The following is a 20624-nucleotide window of genomic DNA, read 5'->3' as shown; positions in this document are numbered from 1 at the left end:
TCGGCGCGACCACCGGACAGATGATCGCGCGCCTTCCATCACTCCCCGATTACGAAGCCTTCCGCGCCTGGCGCGGCGACACCGCGCGCTGGCTGAGCGTTGCGCACGATATCGCGCATGGCCACGGGCTGTCCTGCGACGCGCCGCATGTTTTTGCGACCGGCACCAATCTCGTCGTGGGGCTCGGCGACGATCTGATCCTGAAGATCTTCCCGCCATGTCTGCGCCCGCAATTCTTCTCCGAGCGCGGCGCGCTGACTGAATTGCGCGGGCGGCTCGGCATTCCGATTCCCGACATCGTCGCGGAAGGCGAGCGCGACGGTTGGCCGTATCTCGTCATCACCCGTCTTTCCGGGGTGCTCGGCTCGGACGCCTGGCCCTTGCTGCCGGAAGGCGAGAGGGAGCGCGTGCTTGCCGAAATCGGTGCCGTGATCGCGGATGTGCAGCACGTGCCGCCAGGCGCACTGCTTGCGATCGAACCGCGCTGGGACGCCTTCCTGCGCGGGCAGATCGCGCAATGCCGCGCACGGCATGAGCGCCTGGGATTGCCGCAGAAATTCCTCGACGGGCTCGACGATCTCCTGCGCGATGCCGCGGCGCTGATCCCGATGGATGCGCCGCCGGTGATCCTGATCGGCGAATACATTCCAGAGAACTTCATGCTCATGTGCCGCGGCGGCAAATGGCATGTCGGCGGACTGTTTGACTTCGGCGACGTGCAGACCGGCTGGTGCGAATACGACCTGCTCGGTCCCAGCGCCTTCATGGCCGCTGGCCATCCGCGCCGCGTCCGCAGCCTGTTCGAGGGCTTTGGCTATTCGCGCGCGGACATGACCTTCGCGTTGAAGCGCAGGCTGATGGCGCTGATGCTGCTGCATCGCGCCTCGGATCCGCTTCGCCACATCTGCATCGCGGGCTGGCAGGATAAAGCCGCCAACCTGTCCGATCTGGCGCAATTGCTGTGGCCGGATTGACGGCCGGAGATCGGTTGATCGATTCGATTGCAGGAATTCGGCGATCGACACAAGCCGCCATGCAACATCGAGAGCTGACGGCATTGAAGACATTTAAGCGTGATGTACGCACGATGAAAAGTGAACGTCATGCATCAAGCTGTCACGAAACGGCAATCCTGACGTTGGATAGAGCAGTGGCGCCTTGGTGAGGACAGGCGACCCATATGGACGCTTTGATCTCGGTCGGGAGTGTTGCGCGATATCCCAAAGCGTCGAGCGGCAGGCGGGATTTCAACTCCGGGATTTCAGCTCGAAGGCTCGCTCGGTTCGACGTTTGGAAAATTGAGGGGGTGCGGTGGTCGGTCGAGTGGTTCTGTCTGTTGCAGTGGGCCTTGCAATGGCTTTGGCCGTTCAACGCACGGTCGCCTCTCCTGTCGGGGACGCGCCAACGACGCTTCCGGCCGGAACGGAATTGAATGATGACGCGCTCGACCAGCCGCGCGAAGTGTTTCATTCCGAAGCGATCGGAGGCCGCAAGCCGTATCTGGTCAACCTCGGAAACATGGCGTTCAATACGCCTGCAATCCTCGGCGGCGCGGCGCGGCAGGCGGGAATCAGTTGCGGCAGTTGTCATGTCAACGGGGCTTCGAATCCGAAGCTCTTCATTCCCGGAACGTCGAGCCGGCCCGGCAATTTTGACACTTCGGGCCCCCTGTTCAATCCGAAAGCCGATAACCTCGTGCTCGATCCGGTGCGGATTCCGAGCTTGCGCGGCGCGCGCTACCTCGCGCCCTATGGCTCCGACGGGCGGACGGCATCACTGCGCGATTTCGTCCGCACCGTGATCGTGGACGAATTTGCCGGTCCGGATCCCTCTCCCGCGGTGCTCGATGCTTTGGTCGCCTATATCCAGGACATCGACTTTCTACCCAATCCCAGTCTCGGGCCGGACGGCAAATTGAATAGCGAGGCCAGCGCTGAACGGCGCGGAGAAGCACTGTTCAATAAACCTTTTCCGCATGACGCGAGCCTTAGCTGCGCGGGTTGCCACATTCCGTCCGGCGGATTCGTTGACCACAGGCAGCACAATGTCGGGTCCGGCGGTCTCTACAAGACGCCGACGCTGTTGAACGCCGATTTCAACGCGCCTTACTTCCACGACGGTCGTTTCGATACGTTCGATCAGGTGGTGAGCCACTTCGATCGCGAATTCGGGCTTGGGCTTTCGGTCCAGGATCAAGCGGACCTGGTCGCATATCTGAAGGCCGTCGGCGACGGCGTGCAGGCCTACGAAAGTAACGGCGCGCTGGCCCAATTGCGGGACATTGCCGATTTCGCAAGCGTGTTGGCTACGGCTATTCCGGCCCATGACAATGACATTATTTCCCTCGCGGTCAATGCGGTCGGCGGCGATCTGAGCGATTTGGCGGAGCGCATTCCGGCCCAGGGGGATCCCGTCGCATCGGGCGGTGAGAAACAGCGCGATCTCGCGCGCCGCGCACTCAAGGAGGTCGTTCGGATACTGGGGCGCCTAGGCAGCGACGCAACCGATGGAAAATACAACGACGCGGCCGGCGAATATAAAACCTACAATCGGTTTATGACGGTCGGGGTTCCAATCATCGTCGGTAACGCCGAACCATGGTCGCTGTTCAATCCGGCTGTCCGCGACGCTCATTACGCCGCTCTACGACGTCGGCTCGAATCGAATAAACAGCCTGACAAGTAATGGTCGATCTCGCTTCATCGAAGCGTGTGCGCGCGACGATAGATCGTTGATAAGCCGCGCTCCGTCGCCATCGTGCGATTTGTGATCGCATCGCGCAAATTTCACACAGCAACGTTAGTCGCCATTCGTCCCTCGTTGCAAATGCGACACCGTTCTGTTGCGGAGCGCGACTTATGGTCGCCGCCGTTCTTCCGCTTCAGAAGGAAAGGCATCATGTTCTCGCAAGCCCCTACTCGTCGAAAAAGCCGGCTCAAGGCGATCGCCGGCGTTTCCATGACAGCCCTGATGGGCCTGGGAGCCGCCGTGTTGATTCCACACGATGCAGGCACTAGCGCGCTTGCGGCGACGGCGACACAGCCAGGATCAAGGCCGGTCAACCCGGAGGAAATTCCGACCGCAACGCCGATCAAGCACATCATCTATATCATCGGCGAAAACCGCAGCTTCGAGAATCTATACGCCACCTACCAGCCGAAGAACGGGCAGAAAATCTGGAATCTGTTGTCGCAAGGCATCGTCAAGGCGGACGGAACCCCGGGCAAGAATTTTGCGAAGGGACGGCAGTACCAGGTGACATCGAACGCTGGCCGGTTCTCTCTTAGCCCGCTGGCCAAGACCGCTTATACGTTCCTGCCGGTGCCCACCATCTCGTCCGCGCAGCCCGAAGGCGTTGGCCTCGAGTTCGGCATCGTGGATGCCAACGGCAAACCGACCGCGACATTCCCGCAGGGTGATCCGGATCTGCCGCTCCGGGACCAGATCACGTTGACCACGGGCGGCACCGGGTCAATCCCGAAGAACGGCGCCGATACCCGCATTCCCGGAGTGACGCGGCTGCCTGCTGGGCCGTTCCAGCAGACCGGACCTACGTTGCCTTATGATGCCTATGAGGGTGACACGATCCATCAGTTGTTCCAGATGTGGCAACAGAACGATTGCAGCATGAAAAATGCGACCCGGGAGAATCCGACCGGATGCCTGCACGACCTTTATCCGTTCGTGGCCACGACTTTCGGCACGTTGCCGACCCAGACGCCGACCGATGGTGGTCAGGACATGGCATTCTTCAACATGAGCACCGGCGATGCACCGATCTTCAAGGCGCTCGCCGATCGGTACACACTCTCCGACAACTTCCACCAGTCGATCATGGGTGGATCGGTGACCGGCGCGATCGGACTCGCGTACGGCGACAACGCCTTCTTTAGCGACGGTAACGGCCATCCGCTGGTCCCGCCGGGCAGCATCATGAATCCGGATCCCGTTGCCGGCACCGTCAACACCTATAAGTCGACCGGAACATGGGTTAACTGCAGCGATCCCAATCAGCCCGGGGTTGCCGAGATTCACTCCTATCTCGCGTCGCTTCACTATTACGCAAGCCCGAACTGCGCGCCGAATGCCTATTACGCCACGCGCGACGCCGATCCTCCGTACACCGCTGCGGGCACGCTCGCGCCGGTCTCAGCGACGACGATGGCTCCGCTGACGCAGCGGCATATCGGCGACGAGTTGAGCGACAAGAAAATTCCGTGGGCGTGGTATGCCGGAGGCTACACCTCCGCTGTCGCCGTCGCCAAGGGCGCCACGGATATCTTCAACCAGGTGCTGAGTGCCGGCTATTGCGACCCTTGCAATCCGTTTCAATACTCGAAATCGGTCATGGCCGATGCCAGCAGCCGGTCCGCGCATCTCAAGGACGTCGCCGACAATCTCTTCGAGGACATTGCGAGCGGCAATTTGCCCGCGGTCGCGTTCGTCAAGCCGGACGGTGCGCTTCAGGGTCATCCCGGCAGCGGCAAGGTCAGCCTTTTTGAGGAGTTCATCCAGAACATCGTCGACCGCACCAAAGCCAATCCGAAGCTTTTCGCCGAGACCGCGATCATTATCTCCTGCGACGAGAGCGGCGGCCTCTATGACAGCGGTGTTATTCAGCCGCTCGACTTCTTCGGCGACGGCCCGCGTATGCCGATGCTGATCGTCTCGCCCTACTCCACGGGCGGGCACGTGGTGCATTCCTATAACGACCAGGCGTCGGTGTTGAAGTTCATCGAACGCAACTGGCATCTCGGCAAGATCTCGAATCGAAGCCGCGACAACCTGCCGAATCCGGTCATGGATCGGGAGAATCTGTGGGTGCCAGTGAATATGCCGGCGATCGGCGATCTCTTTGACATGTTCGACTTCGATCATGCCCGGGATCCGCATGACCATGACGGCGACCATGATCACGGCGACCATGACGACCATGGCCATGACGATCATGGTCATGACGATCATCACGACCACGATGATGATGGCGGTCACCACGGCGGAGGCCGGTTCTAAATAAGCCCGGATCGAGGTCGCATCAGGGAATTTGAACCTGTGCCGGTCGGCCTCCGCGCGACCGGCGTCCGCTTTTGTTCTGGGTTGCGCCATGCCGCCCGCACGCAGCGACCCCTGAGCGCCAGCAGGGCGGCTTTCTCAATCGTCCACTCACGCGGCAACGGACACAATTGCACCTTCAATAGGCATGTGCGCGGCTTTGTATGCAATGAGCCTTTCCGCCGGCCGACCGATCCGCTCGGCGCCAAATGGAAATTTCCAATATGGAATCATGTGCTTGATGACCAAATTCAGCGTTCGTTAAGGTCTGGCACGAACCTTGCGAATTCCTCCGAAGGCCGACCACCGGCCTTTGGAGCATCACATGAAGCGTCGCGACTTCCTCAAATCCGTGTCCGGGCTTGCGGCGGGCGCGCTGGCGCCGACCGCACCTGCGATCTGGTCGCCGGCGAAAGCCGATGCGCGCTCGGAGACGCTTTTGATCGTCTCCGAAGGTGGCCCCAACAATCTCGATATCCACGGCGTCGGCACCAACGTGCCCGGCTATGAGGTGTCGTGGAATTGCTATGACCGCCTGATCAGCCACGAGATGAAGAGCGGCCCGACTGGAGTGCCCTATTACGACCGCGACAAATTCAAGGGGGAGCTTGCCGAGGACATGGACATAGGCGAGATGTCGGTCACCTTCAGGCTCAGGAAGAATGCCAAATTCCACGACGGCACGCCGGTTACGGCGAAGGACGTCAAATGGTCGCTCGACCGCGCCGTGTCCGTCGGCGGCTTCCCGACCTTTCAGATGAGCGCGGGCTCGCTGACAAAGCCCGAGCAGTTTGTCATCGTCGATGACCGCACCGTCCGCGTCGACTTCCTGAAAAAGGACAGGCTGACGCTTCCCGATCTTGCCGTGATCGTGCCCTGCGTCGTCAACTCCGAGCTTGTGAAGAAGAACGCCAGCGAAAAGGACCCGTGGGGTCTCGAATTTACGAAACAGCAGACCGCCGGCTCCGGCGCCTACAAGGTGACGAAGTGGACCGCGGGCACCGAAGTCATCATGGAGCGCAATGATGAGTGGGTCTGCGGTCCGATGCCGAAAATCAAGCGCGTGATCTGGCGCATGGTGCCGCAGGCCGGCAACCGCCGCGCATTGCTAGAGCGCGGCGACGCTGACATCTCCTACGAGCTGCCGTTCAAGGATTTCCAGGAGATGAAGGCGAACGGCAAGCTCAACGTGGTGTCGCTCCCGTTCTCCAACGGCATCCAGTACATCGGCATGAACGTGACCAAGCCCCCATTCGACAATCCGAAGGTGCGGCAGGCCATGGCCTATGCGATGCCGTACCAGAAGATCATGGATGCGGTGCTGTTCGGCCTCGCCAATCCGATGTTCGGCGCGGCCCGGGACAAGCCGACCGAAGTCGCCTGGCCGCAACCGACCAAATATGTCACCGACCTGGACAAGGCGAAGGCCCTGCTTGCCGAGGCCGGCTACGCCAACGGCTTCGAGACCACCATCTCATTCGATCTCAATTTCGCCGGGGTCAACGAGCCGCTCTGCGTGCTGGTGCAGGAATCCCTCGCGCAACTCGGCATCAAGACCACGATCAACAAGGTGCCGGGCGCCAACTGGCGCACCGAACTGAACAAGAAGGAGATGCCGCTCTACACCAACGTATTTTCGGGCTGGCTCGATTACCCCGAATACTTCTTCTATTGGTGCTACCACGGCAACAATTCCGTCTTCAACACCATGAGCTACAAGTCGCCGGAGATGGACAAGCTGATCGACGGCGCGCGCAACGCGGCTGCGACCGGCGACACGGCGGCCTACGACGCCGACGTGAAGGGCTTTGTCGATCTCGCCTTTGCCGACATGCCTCGCATCCCGCTCTACCAGCCCTTCGTCAACGTCGCGATGCAGAAGAACGTCACCGGCTACGAATACTGGTTCCACCGGCGCCTCGACTACCGCGCGATGGCGAAGGGGTGAGGGAAGCGAATGCGGAATGGCGAGTAGCGAATAGTGGCCTGGCGAATAGCGAATAGGGAGCAGCGAATAGTGATTGGGAGCCACCTGGGTCCATTCGCCATTTGCTCTTCGCCATTCGCGCGAGCGGAGCGAGCCCCATGCTGCCCATGATCGGCAAGCGGCTGATGTTTGCGGTCCCGAGCCTGATCGGCGTCGTGATCGTCACCTTTCTGCTGACGCGAGCGCTGCCGGGTGATCCGGCGGCGTATTTCGCGGGCCCCGCAGCAACCAAGGAAGCCGTCGAGCAGATCAGGAAAAAGCTCGGCTTCGACAAGCCGCTGATCGAGCAGTTCTTCCGTTACACCAACGATCTCGCCCATGGCGACTTCGGCACGTCGCTGACGACAGGGCAACCGGTCGCGACCGAGCTGCGCAACCGCCTGCCGGCCTCCGCCGAGCTGACGCTGTTGGGCCTGTTGGTGTCAGTCGCGATTGCGATACCGCTCGGCGTACTCGCGGCGACCCGGCCGGGATCGTGGATCGACCATCTCTGCCGTGTGACGACGACGGCGGGTGTCTCACTGCCGGTGTTCTTCACCGGCCTCGTGCTGGTCTATATCTTCTATTTCCGGCTCGGCTGGTCGCCGGCGCCGCTCGGGCGGCTCGACGTGTTCTACAGCGCGCCATCGACCGTGACCGGCTTTTACCTGGTCGACACCCTGCTCGCGCGCGATGTCGAGGCCTTCCGCTCGGCGCTCAGCCAGCTCATTTTGCCGGCGGCGACGCTTGCGATCTTTTCGCTGGCGCCGATCGCGCGCATGACACGCGCCTCGATGCTGGCGGTGCTGGCCTCCGACTTTGTCCGCACCGCGCGCGCCAGCGGCCTGTCGCCGGGCAAGGTGATCGTCACCTACGCCTTCCGCAACGCGATGCTGCCGGTCATCACCACGCTCAGCATGGTGTTCTCGTTCCTGCTCGGGGCCAACGTGCTGGTCGAGAAGGTGTTCGCGTGGCCCGGCATCGGCTCCTACGCGGTGGAGGCTCTGATCGCGTCCGACTTCGCGCCCGTGCAGGGCTTCGTGCTGACCATGGCGGTCATGTACGTGCTGCTCAATCTCCTGATCGACATTCTCTATGGCGTGATCGATCCACGGGTCAGGCTGGAAGGGTAGGGCATGATCCGGAAAGGTGGGAACCGGTTTTCCGATCAGATCATGCTCAAACAAAAGGTCGAAGCATGAGTAGCGTTGCGCCCGTGATCGAACCCGTCGCTCCTGCGCGGACCTCCGGCATGACCGCAATCTTCGAGCACGCGCGCTACGTGCTCAGCGAAAACAAGGTCACCGGCCTTGCCTTCGCGCTGCTGCTCCTGATCCTGTGTGCCGCGTTGTTCGGTCCGTATCTCGTGCCCTACGACCCGCTGGCCTCGGACACCGCTGCGGCGCTGAAGCCGCCGTCAGCGGCGCACTGGTTCGGCACCGATCAGCTCGGCCGCGACATCTTCAGCCGCGTCATCGTGGCGACCAGGCTCGATACCTTCATCGCGGTGGCCTCCGTCGTGCTGGTGTTCCTGATGGGCGGTCTCGCTGGCATCGCCGCCGGCTATTTCGGCGGCCGGACCGACCGTATCGTTGGGCGCATCGCCGACACCATCATGGCCTTTCCGCTGTTCGTGCTGGCGATGGGCATCGTCGCTGCGCTCGGCAACACCGTGCAGAACATCATCATCGCCACCGCGATCGTGAACTTTCCGCTTTATGCGCGCGTCGCACGCGCGGAGGCGAATGTTCGCCGCAATGCCGGTTTCGTGCAGGCGGCCCGCCTCTCCGGCAACGGCGAATACCGCATACTGCTGGTGCACATCCTGCCCAACATCATGCCGATCATGATCGTGCAGATGTCGCTGACCATGGGTTACGCGATCCTCAATGCCGCGGGCCTCTCCTTCATCGGCCTCGGCGTCCGTCCGCCGACCGCCGAGTGGGGCATCATGGTCGCCGAAGGCGCGGGCTTCATGGTGTCCGGCGAATGGTGGATCGCGCTGTTTCCCGGCCTCGCGCTGATGATCGCCGTGTTCTGCTTCAATTTGCTCGGCGACGGCCTGCGCGATATCGTCGATCCGCAGCGGAGGACGTGATGGTGATTTCCAACCTGCTCCGCGGCCTGCTTCGTCTCGCTCCGCTTGCGGGGAGAGGCCGGACCGCGTTAGCGGGCCGGGTGAGGGGGAGTTTCCGCGAACTCCACGATCTCCTGAGTCTGTTGATAGAGGCCCCTCATCCCAACCTTCTCCCCGTAAGAACGGGGAGAAGGGGCGCAGTGAACAAGCGGAGTAAGCGGCAATGACCGCCCGGCCGCTGCTCGACGTCCAGAACCTTACGGTCGAATTCACCACCCGCCGCGGCATCGTCAAGGCGGTGCGGCACGTCGACATCTCCGTCGGCAAGGGCGAGACCGTCGGCATTGTCGGCGAGTCCGGCTCCGGCAAGTCGGTGACTTCCTATGCCGTGATGCGGATCCTCGACCGCGCCGGGCGGATCGCCGAGGGCTCGGTGATGTTCTCCGGCATCGACGTCGAGGCCGCGACCGAAAGCCAGATGCGCGACCTGCGCGGCCGCGAAATCTCGATGATTTTCCAGAATCCGCGCGCGGCGCTCAATCCGATCCGCAAAGTGGGCGACCAGATCGAGGACGTACTGCGCCAGCATGTGCAGCAGGCACCCGTCACCGATCGCGGCGAAAAGGCGATCGAGGCGCTCGAGCAGGTCAAGATCGCCCGCCCCCGGGAGCGCTACCACGCCTATCCCTTTGAACTCTCCGGCGGCATGTGCCAGCGCGTCGTCATCGCGCTCGCGCTCGCCTGCAATCCTCAGCTCTTGATCGCCGACGAGCCGACCACAGGCCTCGACGTCACCACCCAGAAGGCGGTGATGGACCTGATCGTCGAACTGACAAAGCGCCGATCGATGTCGACGATCCTGATCACCCACGATCTCGGCCTCGCCGCGGCCTATTGCGACCGCGTCGTGGTGATGGAGAAGGGCCGTGTGGTCGAGACCGCGAAGTCTGCCGACATCTTCGCCAAACCCGAACACGCTTACACCAGGAAGCTGATGCGCGCGACGCCACGGCTCGGCGTGTCGTTGCGCGATCTGTTGCCGGAGGAGGAGACTCTTGCCTCTCCCCGCGTGCGGGGAGAGGCCGACGCGCGCGGCGCTGCGGGTGAGGGAAACTCTCCAAGCTCCGTGCCCGCGGATGCAGCCCCTCACCCCAACCCTCTCCTCGTGAAGAACGGGGAGAGGGGGAGGGATAGTGCGAGCGAACAGCCCCTCCTCTTCGTCGAAAAGCTCGTCAAGGAATACCCCCGCCAGGGCGCCTCCGCCGTGCTCGGCAAATTGTTCGGCCGCAAGCCGCCGGTGGAGGAAGAGATATTCCGCGCGGTCGACGGCATCAGTTTTCAGATCGGCCGTGGCGAAAGTGTCGGCTTGGTCGGCGAGTCCGGCTGCGGGAAATCGACGACGTCGATGATGGTAATGCGGCTGCTCGAGCAGACCTCCGGTCGCATCGTGTTCGAGGGTGAGGACATCGGCGCCATCGTGCCGCACGCCTTTGCGCGGCTGCCGCAGCGCAGCCGCATCCAGATGGTGTTCCAGGATCCGACCGACAGCCTCAACCCGCGCTTCACCGCGGCGCGCGCGATCGCCGACCCGATCATGCAGCTCGGCGATATCAGGGGGCGCGACGCGCTGCGCGCCCGCTGCGAGGAGCTGGCGCGTCTCGTCGGCCTGCCGGTCAACCTGCTCGATCGTTTCCCGCACCAGCTTTCCGGCGGCCAGAAGGCCCGCGTCGGCATCGCCCGCGCGATCGCGCTGCATCCCAAACTCGTCGTTCTCGATGAACCGACCGCAGCGCTCGACGTCTCCGTGCAGGCGGTCGTGCTCAATCTGCTGCAGGACCTCAAGCAGTCGCTGGGCATGAGCTACCTGTTCGTCTCCCACGACCTCAATGTGGTGCGGCTGTTGTGCGACCGCGTCATCGTGATGCGCAGCGGCAGCATCGTGGAGCAGGGCTCGTCCGAACAGGTCTTGGGCAATCCGCAGGATGCCTATACAAAGGAGCTGTTGACCGCGATACCGCATCCGCCGTTGCCGGTCTCTTGAGAAACTTGAACGGGAGCGAAATGGCCGATCATCTCGACGACTACATCGACGCCGTCGCGAGCGCGATGGCGTTGCCGGTGGAGGACGCGTGGCGCCCCGCAGTGCGGGCAAATCTCGAAGTGTCGCTCAGGCTGGCGCGGCTGGTCGACGAATTTCCGCTGCCGGACGAGACTGAGCCGGCCGGCATCTATTCGGCCTGAGACCCGCGATGTCCGACAAGATCGACGGGCTCACCGCGGGCGGGATTGCAAAGGCCGTATCAGGCCGCAGGCTGACGGCATTTGAGGCTGTCGAGACATCGCTGGCGCGGATCGCAGCGCATGACAAGATCCTCAATTCCTTCACCGACGTCACCGCCGATCGGGCCCGCGCCCGGGCGAAGGCGATCGACGCCGCTATCGCGGCCGGCAAGCCGGCCGGGCCGCTCGCCGGCGTGCCGTTCGCGGTGAAGAATCTGTTCGACGTCGCGGGTCTCCCGACCCGCGCAGGCTCCAGGATCAATCGCGACTTGCCGCTGGCGCCGCGTGACGCCGCGCTGGTCGAGCGGATGGAAGCGGCCGGGGCCGTGCTGGTCGGCGCGCTCAACATGGGTGAATACGCCTACGACTTCACCGGCGAGAACGTGCATGACGGCCCGTCGCGGAATCCGCACGATCCGACGCGGATGACCGGCGGCTCCTCGGGCGGCTCAGGCAGTGCGGTTGGCGGCGCGTTGGTCCCGATCGCGCTCGGCTCGGACACCAATGGCTCGATCCGCGTGCCGTCGTCGTTCTGCGGTATCTTCGGTCTGAAGCCGACCTATGGCCGGCTGTCGCGCGCCCGGTCCTACCCGTTCGTCGCGAGCTTCGACCATCTTGGCCCGTTCGCGCGCAGTGTGAAGGACCTCGCGCTCGCCTATGACGCCATGCAGGGGCCGGACGCCGATGACGCGGCGTGCACCACGCGGCCGGTCGAGCCGTGCCTGCCGTCGCTGGCGGAGGGGATTGGCGGGCTGCGCGTCGCGATCGCCGGCGGCTATTTCCAGAAGAACGCTTTCCCGGAAGCGCTTGAGGCCGTCGCACGGGTGGCCAAGGCGCTGGGCGCCACTCGGATGGTGGAGCTTCCCGAAGCCGCGCGTGCCCGCGCCGCGGCCTTCATCATCACCACGACCGAGGGCGCCTCGCTGCATCTCGATCGCCTGCGCAAGCGTGCGGGCGATTTCGATCCCGCGGTGCGCGACCGCCTGATCGCCGGCGCCATGATCCCGGCGCCTTACGTCGACAAGGCACAAAAATTCCGCCGCTGGTATCGCGCCAAGGTACTTGAGCTGTTCAGGTCGGTCGACGTGATCCTGGCGCCGGCAACGCCCTGCACCGCGCCGAAGCTCGGGCAGCAGACACTCGAGCTGGATGGCGTCGAGCTTCCGCTGCGGCCCAATATCGGCATTCACACCCAGCCGATCTCCTTCGTCGGTCTTCCCGTCGCGGCCGTGCCGGTGCCGCTTCAGCCGATGCCGATCGGCGTGCAGGTGATATCCGCGCCATGGCGCGAGGACATTGCGCTGCGGGTCGCCTTCGCACTGGAACAGATGGGCGTTGCGGCGGCGCCCGCGCCGAGAGGACTTTAGGACATGGAGATCGATCTTCCCGATGTGCTCGCCGAGGTCACCGCGCAGTTCGAGCGCTATGAAAAGGCGCTTGTTACGAACGACGTCGCCGTGCTTGACGAGCTGTTCCGTAGCGACAAGCGGACGCTGCGCTATGGCATCGGCGAGAACCTCTATGGCTATGACGAGATCATGGCGTTCCGTGCCGCGCGCTCGCCGGCCGGATTGATGCGCAAGATCGAGCGGACCGTGATCACGACCTATGGCCGCGACACCGCTGTTGCCTCGACGCTGTTCTATCGGGAATCCACGCCGGACAAGGTGGGGCGGCAGATGCAGACGTGGGTACGCTGTCCCGAGGGGTGGAGAATCGTCGCCGCCCATGTCAGCGTCATCGACGAGCCCAAGATTGCGTGACGAGAGTGCGTGAAAAGGATGCTCGAGGCATGAGCGTGGACGATCTTCCGGCGCGAGCACCGCAACCCCCGGGTACCGGGTTTGCGGTCGCGGTTCGACGCGTCGATCGTCGCGCGGCGCCCGGGGACAGGATCACCCGCGCCGAGGAACTCAGGCTGCAGCTCGCCGACGAGATCGTGCGCGGCACGCTGGCGCCGGGGGCCACACTCGACGAGACCGACATCGCGCGCCGCTTCAGCGTGTCGCGAACGCCGGTGCGGGAGGCTCTGCGTCAGCTTGCGGCGAGCGGCCTGATCGATGCCCGGGCGCATCGCGGCGCGATTGTGGCGCGGCCGTCGCTGGAGCGGCTGACCGGCATGTTCGAGGCGATGGCCGAACTGGAGGCGCTGTGCGCCGGGCTTGCCGCCGAGCGAATGGCGCCGGCGGAACGCCGCATGCTGGAAGCGATCCACGAGGAGCTGCGCGTGTTGAGCTACACCGGCAATCCCGATCGCTTCCACGAGGTCAACGAGCGCTTCCACAACGCGATCTACGCCGGATCGCAGAATGCCTATATCGCCGAGATCACGATGGCGACCCGCGTCCGTGTGCAGCCGTTCCGTCGCGCCCAGTTCCGCAATCTCGGACGTCTCGCGAAATCTCACGCCGAGCACGATCGTGTCGTCGTCGCGATCATGCGCGGCGACAAGGCCGGCGCGGCGGCTGCGATGCGCGCCCATATCGAGATGGTGCGCGGAGAATATGAGATCTACGCGGTGTCGGTGTAGCTCTTTTTACCTCGCCCCGCTTGCGGCCGCTTGCGGGGAGAGGTCGGCGCGAGGCGCCGGGTGAGGCGGCACAGAACTATCCACGCACATTGCTCGCCGAGGGAGCCCCTCACCCCGCCCTCTCCCCGTGAAGAACGGGGCGAGGGAGCGCACCGCCGCTGCGGTTACACCGCGGTCTTCTCCGCCATGAACGCCCGCCAGCCGCCATAGGCCGAAATATCCTTCGCCCCGTCGATCGCGGCGGGCTCCACGATGAATCCCTTCGCCTCGCGGCCGTCGGCGAGGCGGATCGTGCCGATCGACAGCGGGGGCGGGATCGCGGCGACGAATTTCCCGAATGCGGCCGGCGACATCGCCCACAGTTCGAGCTTGATCGATGTGCCCTTGCCGGCCTCGACGCGCAGCATGCCGGGCTTGGGCGGCATGGTGTCGAGCGCATAGAGCCTGTAGTCCGGCGCGGTGGCGGTCTCTTCAACGAGGCGCGCGTCGAGCGCCTTCAGTTCGCCATTCAGTGCCATGCCGGAGAGATGCGCACCGACCACGGCGATCGGGATCCCGTCGCGGACCGCTGCCGGCATCGCGGCAAGCGGCGGCTGCGGCAGCGACTTGGCTCCGACGGGCATTCCGGTATCGGCATGAAACACGCGGCCGATACTGGCGAGCGTGGCGTCGCGGCCGGCGGGCGCCAGCAACGTGATGCCGAATGGCGCGCCGTCCGCGCGCATTGCCGCCGGCAGCGCCAGGCCGCAGAGATCGAGCAGGTTGACGAAATTGGTGTAGGTGCCGAGCCGGGAGTTGAGCTCGATCGGATTGGCGAGCACCTGCGCCGTCGAATAGACCGTTGGCGCGGTCGGCAGCACGATCGCGTCGAGTGTGGCGAAGGCGCACTCTGCGACACCGCGCAGCGCCTGCAATCGATAGAGCGCCGAGAAGGTCTCGGCGGCAGTGAGCCGCGATCCGGCGGCGGTGATCTCGCGTGTCACCGGATGGATCGCATCGGGCGAAGATGCCAGGAGGTCGCGGATCACGAGATAGCGCTCGGCAACCCACGGGCCCTCATAGAGCAGCCGCGCCGTCTCGTAGAACGGCTCGAGGTCGAACTCGACGAGATCGGCGCCAAGTGTCCGCCAGCGCTCCAGCGCCTCGCCGTAAGCCTTCTCCGCATGGCGGTCGCCGAAGAAGATCAATTGTCCATTCCTGGGAATGCCGAGCTTTAGCTTCGCCGGGAACGCAGTCATGCCCGCAAGCGGCCGGTTGCGCGAGAACGGGTCGGCGCTGTCGGGCCCGGCCATCGCGGCAAGCGCGGCCATTGCGTCGTCGACAGTGAGCGAGAACACCGAGACGCAGTCGAGCGTGCGGCACGCCGGCACGACTCCCGCGGTCGAGATCAGCCCGAGGCTCGGCTTCAGCCCGACGATGTTGTTGAGCATCGCGGGCACGCGGCCGCTGCCGGCGGTGTCGGTGCCGAGTGCGAGCGGCACGAGGCCGGCCGAGACCGCGACCGCCGAACCTGAACTCGATCCGCCGGGAACGAGGTCGTCGCGAACCGGATTCTTCGGAATGCCGTAGGGCGAGCGGACGCCGACGAGGCCGGTGGCGAACTGGTCGAGATTGGTCTTGCCGATGATGATGGCGCCCGCCGCGCGCAGTCTTGCCACTGCCGTCGCATCATGCAGCGGCTTGTAGCTGAAGGCCGGGCAGGCGGCGGTGGTCGGAAGGCCCTGCACGTCGATATTGTCCTTCACCGCAACAGGCACGCCATGGAGCGGCAGCTTGCCTGGATCCCTGGCCGCGAGGCGCTCGGCTTCCGCGAGCGCGTCCTTCTCCTCCCGCAGACCGATAAAGATCGCGGGATCATTGTGCTCGCGGATGCGCTGATAGCTGCGCGCCACGGTTTGCGCCGGCGTCGCGGTGCCGGCGCGATGCGCGGCGACGATCGCGGCAACAGTTTCGGTCAATGGTTTTGCCCCGTCCGTTGAACGGCAAGGCTGAGCCACCTTGCACGAAGGGAATCTTGGCCAGATCGAAGCAAGCGATGTGCCATTGTGTACATCTGCCCGGTTCCTGCTGGGCGATAGATTACTACATGATTTCAGCCGTTTAAGGAAAGGATGGTGGCGCGTGCGCGGTCGGCGGCTCGCCCGGTGCGATGCATTTGCCTATTCTTTAGGCGAGCACGATCGGGTCAATAGAATACTGCGTCGACAACGATTGGCCTCCGCAACATGATGGGCAAAGGAACCGGGCCCCGACAAAAGACGTGCGTGGAGGAAGCCATAATGACCGCCAGCGGCGACGATCCGCAAAACTTGTTCGCGACGCCCGCAATCGTTGCCGATCGCCGTGCAGACGGCAGCATCCTGATCCGCTCGACCACGCCACTGAAGCAAGGCGCCCGTTGTGTCGGCGATTGGCTGGAGCATTGGGCGCGGCAGGCGCCGGACCGGATTTTCCTCGGTGAGCGCGCCCATGCCGAAGCGCCCTGGAGCGCCGTGACCTATCGCGATGCACTGAGAACCGTGCGCGCGACCGCGTCCTGGATTCTTGCGCAGGGACTGAGCGCCGAGCGGCCGCTCGTGATCCTCTCCGACAACAGCGTCGATCACGCGTTATTCGCGCTTGCCGCCCAGCATGTCGCCGTGCCCTCGGCCGCGATCTCGCCGGCCTATTCGCTGATGTCGAAGGATTTCGACAAGCTGAAGAGCATGATCCGCCTGCTCGCGCCCGGCGCGATCTATGTCACGGGCACAAGACCCTTCGCGGCGGCGCTCGCCGCGATCAGGCCGCTGCATCAGGCGACAATCGTCAGCGGCAATGCGGACGATGCCGATGCGCTGCCGTTCCGCAGCATCACGGCGACGCCAGAATCGCCCGACGTCGCAATGGCCTTTGCCGCGGTGACGCCGGATACGATCGCAAAATTCCTGTTCACCTCGGGGTCAACAGGCACGCCCAAGGCCGTGATCAACACCCAGCGCATGCTGACTTCGAGCCAGCAGGCCAAGGCGCAGACCTGGACCTTCCTGGAAGCTGACAACGGCGATCTCGCGATCCCGGATCACCCCGTGATCCCGGATCACCCTGTGATCGCGGATCACCTTGTAATCCTGGATTGGCTGCCCTGGAGCCACACCTTCGGCGCCAACCACAATTTCAACCTGGTGCTGCGCAACGGCGGCACGCTCTATATCGACGGCGGCAAACCCGCCCCGGGCCTGTTCGCGACGTCGCTTGCGAATTTGCGCAGCGTGGTGCCGTCGATCTATTTCAATGTGCCGCGCGGTTTTGACATGCTGATCGCGGCGCTGCGCACGGATGAAGAGTTGCGCCGCAAATTCTTCGGCGGCGTGAAGTTCGCCTTCTACGCCGGCGCGGCGCTGCCGCAGAACCTGTGGGATGCGCTGGAGGAATTGTCGCTCGAGACCGTCGGCCGGCGCTTGCCGATGGTATCGGCCTGGGGCTCGACCGAAACCTCCCCGCTTGCGACCGATTGCCATTTCCTGGCGAGGCGTTCCGGCAATATCGGCGTGCCGATTCCCGGCACCGAGCTCAAGCTCGTTTCATCAGGCGACAAGCTCGAGGTGCGGGTGCGCGGGCCGAATGTCACGCCGGGTTACTGGAAGGCGCCGGAGCTGACCGCGCAGGCCTTCGACGAGGAGGGCTTCTACCGGATCGGCGACGCCGTCACCTTCGCCGATCCTGATCGTCCCGAGCTCGGCCTGTTCTTCGACGGCCGGGTTGCGGAGGATTTCAAGCTCAATTCCGGCACCTGGGTCAGCGTCGGCACGCTGCGTGTCGCCGGCATCGCGGCGCTCGCGCCAGTGGCGCAGGACATCGTCGTGTCGGGCCATGGCCGCGACGACGTGCGCTTCCTGGTGTTCCCGAACCTCGCCGCCTGCCGCGCGATGGCTGATTTGTCCGAGAGCGCCGACGTCAAGGACGTGATCGGCCATCCGGCGGTCCGGTCCGCGATCGCGTCAGGCCTGGCGAAGTTGAAGACGGTGGGTCCGCATTCCTCCGGCCACGCCACGCGTGCGCTGCTGCTCGCCGAACCCGCCTCCGTCGACGGCGGCGAGATCACCGACAAGGGCTACATCAACCAGCGCGCCGTGCTGATCCGCCGCGCTGCGGCAGTCACCGTGCTGGAGGATGACGCGTCGCCCGAGCCGATCGCTTGCGCCGGGTAAGATAGCGCTGGGTTTGCCGGCCGCTCCTGCAAACCGGAGAGGTGAGCGACCCTGCCGACGGAGATGAGCCGATTCAATCGACATCGCCTCCGCTTGGCGACTCGGTCGTCCCGGTTCCGGGGCGCTTCGATTTGCCGCCCGGCAGCCCGTGATTTTTAGTTGCCAAGGCAACTAAGCTGTGCGAATTTCCGCTCGAAAGACGAGCCGGTCAACGGTCGCCTATCACCCCCGGGAGGAGCAGGCGTTGCGCAGCACTGCGCTGACAGCACGGAACCATGTTGCAAATTCCGGGATTGCCGCCGGATCGAAGGATTGCGGGCGCGCAGCCGTGCGGTCAGGTCGTGCTTTGCCTGGTCACGGCGCCGAGATTCTCGTGCAGCCGCCGCAGCAGGTCGACCAGCACCTCGCGCTCGTCCTTCTTCAGACAGGACAGGAGCCGCCGCTCGCGCTCCAGCGCCGCGACGATCACCTTGTCGTGGACGGCGCGGCCGCGCGCGGTCAGCGCGATCGAATGGGTGCGGCCGTCGTCGGGCGCGATGCGGATCGTCACCAGCCCGCGCCTCTGCAGCATTGCGAGGTTGCGGCTCACCGGCCCCTTGTCGAAGCCGATCACGTGGCAGATGCGCGAGGCCGGAATGCCGGGCTCGATCGCGAGCAGCGACATGATCCGCCATTCGGTGACATTGACGCCGAAATTCTTCTGATAATAGGCGGTCGCGCTGTTCGACAGCTTGTTGGCGATGAAGGTGATAAAGGCCGGAACGTAGCGGTTGAGGTCGAGCAGCGGGCCATCGGCGGCCTCTGCGGGCTCGACAGGTCTTGGCCGGCGTGGCTTCCGGGGGAGGGGCTGACTGCTCATTGCTCAAATCATCGCCGCGAAACGGTCAACGAGCAATAGACATGCGGCATATCTTGACAAGATCAAACTTCGGGAGGTCCTGATGACTGCGACAGCTTCCTCCGCGTATGCCGGCAACGGCGTCCCGCATCTCCGCGTCGATCCCTTCGCAATGGATTTTTTCGCCGATCCGTTCCCGACCCATGAGGCGCTGCGCGAGGCTGGCCCGGTGGTCTATCTCGACACCTGGAATGTCTACGGCGTGGCGCGCTATGCCGAGGTCTATGCGGTTTTGAACGATCCCGCGACCTTCTGCTCCAGCCGTGGCGTGGGCTTGAGCGATTTCGCCCGGGAGAAACCGTGGCGGCCGCCGAGCCTGATCCTGGAAGCCGATCCGCCGGCGCATAGCCGCACCCGCGCGGTGCTCAGCCGGGTGCTGTCGCCGACCGTGATGAAGCAGGTCCGCGACCGCTTTGCCGCCGCCGCCGAAGCGCGGGTCGATGCGCTTTTGGAGAAGCGCAGCTTTGACGCGATCGAGGACCTCGCCGAGGCCTATCCGCTGTCGATCTTCCCGGATGCTCTCGGGCTGAAGCCCGAGGGCCGCGAGCACCTGCTTCCTTATGCCAGCCTGGTGTTCAACGCGTTCGGCCCGCCAAACGTGTTGCGGCAGGAAGCGATCGAGCGTTCGGCGCCGCATCAGGCCTATATCTCCGAGCAGTGCCAGCGCGAGAACCTCACCCCCGGCGGCTTCGGCGCCTGCATCCACGCCCGTGTCGACGAGGGTGAGATCACTGCTGCCGAGGCGCCGCTGCTGGTGCGCTCACTGCTGTCGGCGGGGCTGGATACGACCGTGAACGGCATCGGCGCCGCGGTCTATTGCCTCGCGCGCTTCCCCGACCAGTTCGCAAAACTGCGCGGCGATCCGACGCTTGCACGCAACGCCTTCGAGGAAGCGGTGCGGTTCGAGAGCCCGGTGCAGACCTTCTTTCGCACCACCACGCGCGAGGTCGAGCTCAGCGGCGCGCGCATTCCCGAAGGCGAGAAGGTGCTGATGTTCCTCGCCGCCGCCAACCGCGATCCGCGGCGCTGGGACCAGCCCGACAGCTACGACATCACCCGCCGCACCTCGGGCCATGTCGGCTTCGGCTCGGGCATCCACATGTGCGTCGGTCAGCTCGTCGCGCGCCTCGAAGGCGAGGTGATGCTCTCGGCGCTGGCACGCCGTATCGCGACAATCGAAATCACCGGTGAGCCGAAGCGCCGCTTCAACAACACGCTGCGCGGGCTTGACAGCCTGCCCGTCACCATCACGCCGGCCTGACGAGGATATCGATGCCTGCCATTACGTTCATCCATTCCAACGGGCAGAGTGAGCGTGTGGAAGCAAGCGAAGGCGAAAGTGCGATGCTGGCCGCGACCCGTTCCGGACTCGACGGCATTCTGGCCGAATGCGGCGGCAACGCAATGTGCGCGACCTGCCATGTCTATGTCGACGAAGCCTGGCTCGAGCGCCTGCCCGCGATGGAGGACGGCGAGGACGCGCTGCTCGACGGTACTGCCGCCGAGCGCCGCGCCAACAGCCGGCTGTCCTGCCAGATCAAGCTGTCGGGCGAGTTCGACGGCCTTGTGCTGCGGCTGCCCGAACGTCAGGTCTGATCCAATCATTGCCGGCTTCAACCGGCGTTCAATGACAA

At 64.3% G+C, this 20624-nt stretch carries 16 protein-coding genes; 14 read left to right on the top strand and 2 right to left on the bottom strand.

The annotated features are described in order from the left end of the window. The first annotated feature begins 20 nt into the window (after positions 1-20). From JQ553_RS29240 to JQ553_RS29190, 11 genes are all read left to right on the top strand, one after another. The gene (locus JQ553_RS29240; RefSeq protein WP_212503523.1) at positions 21-974 is read left to right on the top strand and encodes a phosphotransferase; all 954 of its coding nucleotides are present in this window, start codon (positions 21-23) and stop codon (positions 972-974) included. A gap of 337 nt (positions 975-1311) precedes the next feature. After that, positions 1312-2685, top strand: a complete 1374-nt coding sequence (locus tag JQ553_RS29235) for a cytochrome c peroxidase (RefSeq protein WP_312015208.1) — start codon at positions 1312-1314, stop codon at positions 2683-2685. Positions 2686-2898: 213 nt separating this feature from the next. Beyond that, positions 2899-5013, top strand: a complete 2115-nt coding sequence (locus JQ553_RS29230; protein WP_212503522.1) for an alkaline phosphatase family protein — start codon at positions 2899-2901, stop codon at positions 5011-5013. 364 nt (positions 5014-5377) lie between these two features. Continuing rightward, positions 5378-7000, top strand: coding sequence for an ABC transporter substrate-binding protein (locus JQ553_RS29225; RefSeq protein ID WP_212503521.1), 1623 nt, complete (start codon positions 5378-5380; stop codon positions 6998-7000). Positions 7001-7137: 137 nt separating this feature from the next. Further along, positions 7138-8151 carry an ABC transporter permease gene (locus JQ553_RS29220; RefSeq protein WP_212503520.1) on the top strand — a complete coding sequence of 338 codons (1014 nt, stop codon included), beginning with the start codon at positions 7138-7140 and terminating at the stop codon, positions 8149-8151. 65 nt (positions 8152-8216) lie between these two features. Next, on the top strand, positions 8217-9116 hold the full coding sequence (locus JQ553_RS29215; protein ID WP_212503519.1) for an ABC transporter permease: 900 nt from the start codon (positions 8217-8219) through the stop codon (positions 9114-9116). Positions 9117-9318: 202 nt separating this feature from the next. Further along, positions 9319-11136: an ABC transporter ATP-binding protein gene (locus JQ553_RS29210; protein WP_212503518.1), complete on the top strand. Its 1818-nt coding sequence runs from the start codon at positions 9319-9321 to the stop codon at positions 11134-11136. A 20-nt stretch (positions 11137-11156) separates the two neighbouring features. Then, entirely contained in the window at positions 11157-11336 is a 180-nt protein-coding gene (locus JQ553_RS29205) for a DUF4089 domain-containing protein (RefSeq protein ID WP_212503517.1), read from the top strand. Between the two features lie 8 nt (positions 11337-11344). Continuing rightward, a complete protein-coding gene (locus JQ553_RS29200; protein WP_212503516.1) occupies positions 11345-12742 on the top strand; it encodes an AtzE family amidohydrolase in 1398 nt (465 codons plus the stop codon). Positions 12743-12745: 3 nt separating this feature from the next. Continuing rightward, positions 12746-13138 carry an oxalurate catabolism protein HpxZ gene (hpxZ, locus tag JQ553_RS29195; protein ID WP_212503515.1) on the top strand — a complete coding sequence of 131 codons (393 nt, stop codon included), beginning with the start codon at positions 12746-12748 and terminating at the stop codon, positions 13136-13138. A gap of 29 nt (positions 13139-13167) precedes the next feature. Then, the gene (locus JQ553_RS29190) at positions 13168-13905 is read left to right on the top strand and encodes a GntR family transcriptional regulator (RefSeq protein ID WP_212503514.1); all 738 of its coding nucleotides are present in this window, start codon (positions 13168-13170) and stop codon (positions 13903-13905) included. Positions 13906-14069: 164 nt separating this feature from the next. Here JQ553_RS29190 and atzF read toward each other — a convergent pair whose 3' ends face one another. Then, positions 14070-15863, bottom strand: a complete 1794-nt coding sequence (gene atzF / locus JQ553_RS29185; RefSeq protein WP_212503513.1) for an allophanate hydrolase — start codon at positions 15861-15863, stop codon at positions 14070-14072. 321 nt (positions 15864-16184) lie between these two features. Here atzF and JQ553_RS29180 point away from each other — a divergent pair, with 321 nt between their 5' ends. Beyond that, positions 16185-18092, top strand: coding sequence for a feruloyl-CoA synthase (locus JQ553_RS29180; protein WP_212503512.1), 1908 nt, complete (start codon positions 16185-16187; stop codon positions 18090-18092). Positions 18093-18426: 334 nt separating this feature from the next. On the opposite strand, the gene JQ553_RS29175 is transcribed toward JQ553_RS29180, so the two are convergent. After that, positions 18427-18951 carry a MarR family winged helix-turn-helix transcriptional regulator gene (locus tag JQ553_RS29175; RefSeq protein WP_212503511.1) on the bottom strand — a complete coding sequence of 175 codons (525 nt, stop codon included), beginning with the start codon at positions 18949-18951 and terminating at the stop codon, positions 18427-18429. An 82-nt stretch (positions 18952-19033) separates the two neighbouring features. On the opposite strand from JQ553_RS29175, the gene JQ553_RS29170 reads away from it, so the two are divergent. Together JQ553_RS29170 and JQ553_RS29165 are read left to right on the top strand one after the other, a co-directional pair. Continuing rightward, positions 19034-20251, top strand: coding sequence for a cytochrome P450 (locus JQ553_RS29170; protein WP_212503510.1), 1218 nt, complete (start codon positions 19034-19036; stop codon positions 20249-20251). 11 nt (positions 20252-20262) lie between these two features. Continuing rightward, positions 20263-20586 (top strand): 2Fe-2S iron-sulfur cluster-binding protein, encoded by a 324-nt coding sequence (locus JQ553_RS29165; protein WP_212503509.1) that lies wholly within the window; start codon positions 20263-20265, stop codon positions 20584-20586. Positions 20587-20624: the final 38 nt, after the last annotated feature.

Origin of the sequence: Bradyrhizobium lablabi (assembly GCF_018131005.1) — a bacterium.
Lineage (GTDB): Bacteria > Pseudomonadota > Alphaproteobacteria > Rhizobiales > Xanthobacteraceae > Bradyrhizobium > Bradyrhizobium lablabi_D.
Note: the sequence above shows the minus strand (reverse complement) of the source record. Positions and strands in the feature narration are given on the sequence as shown.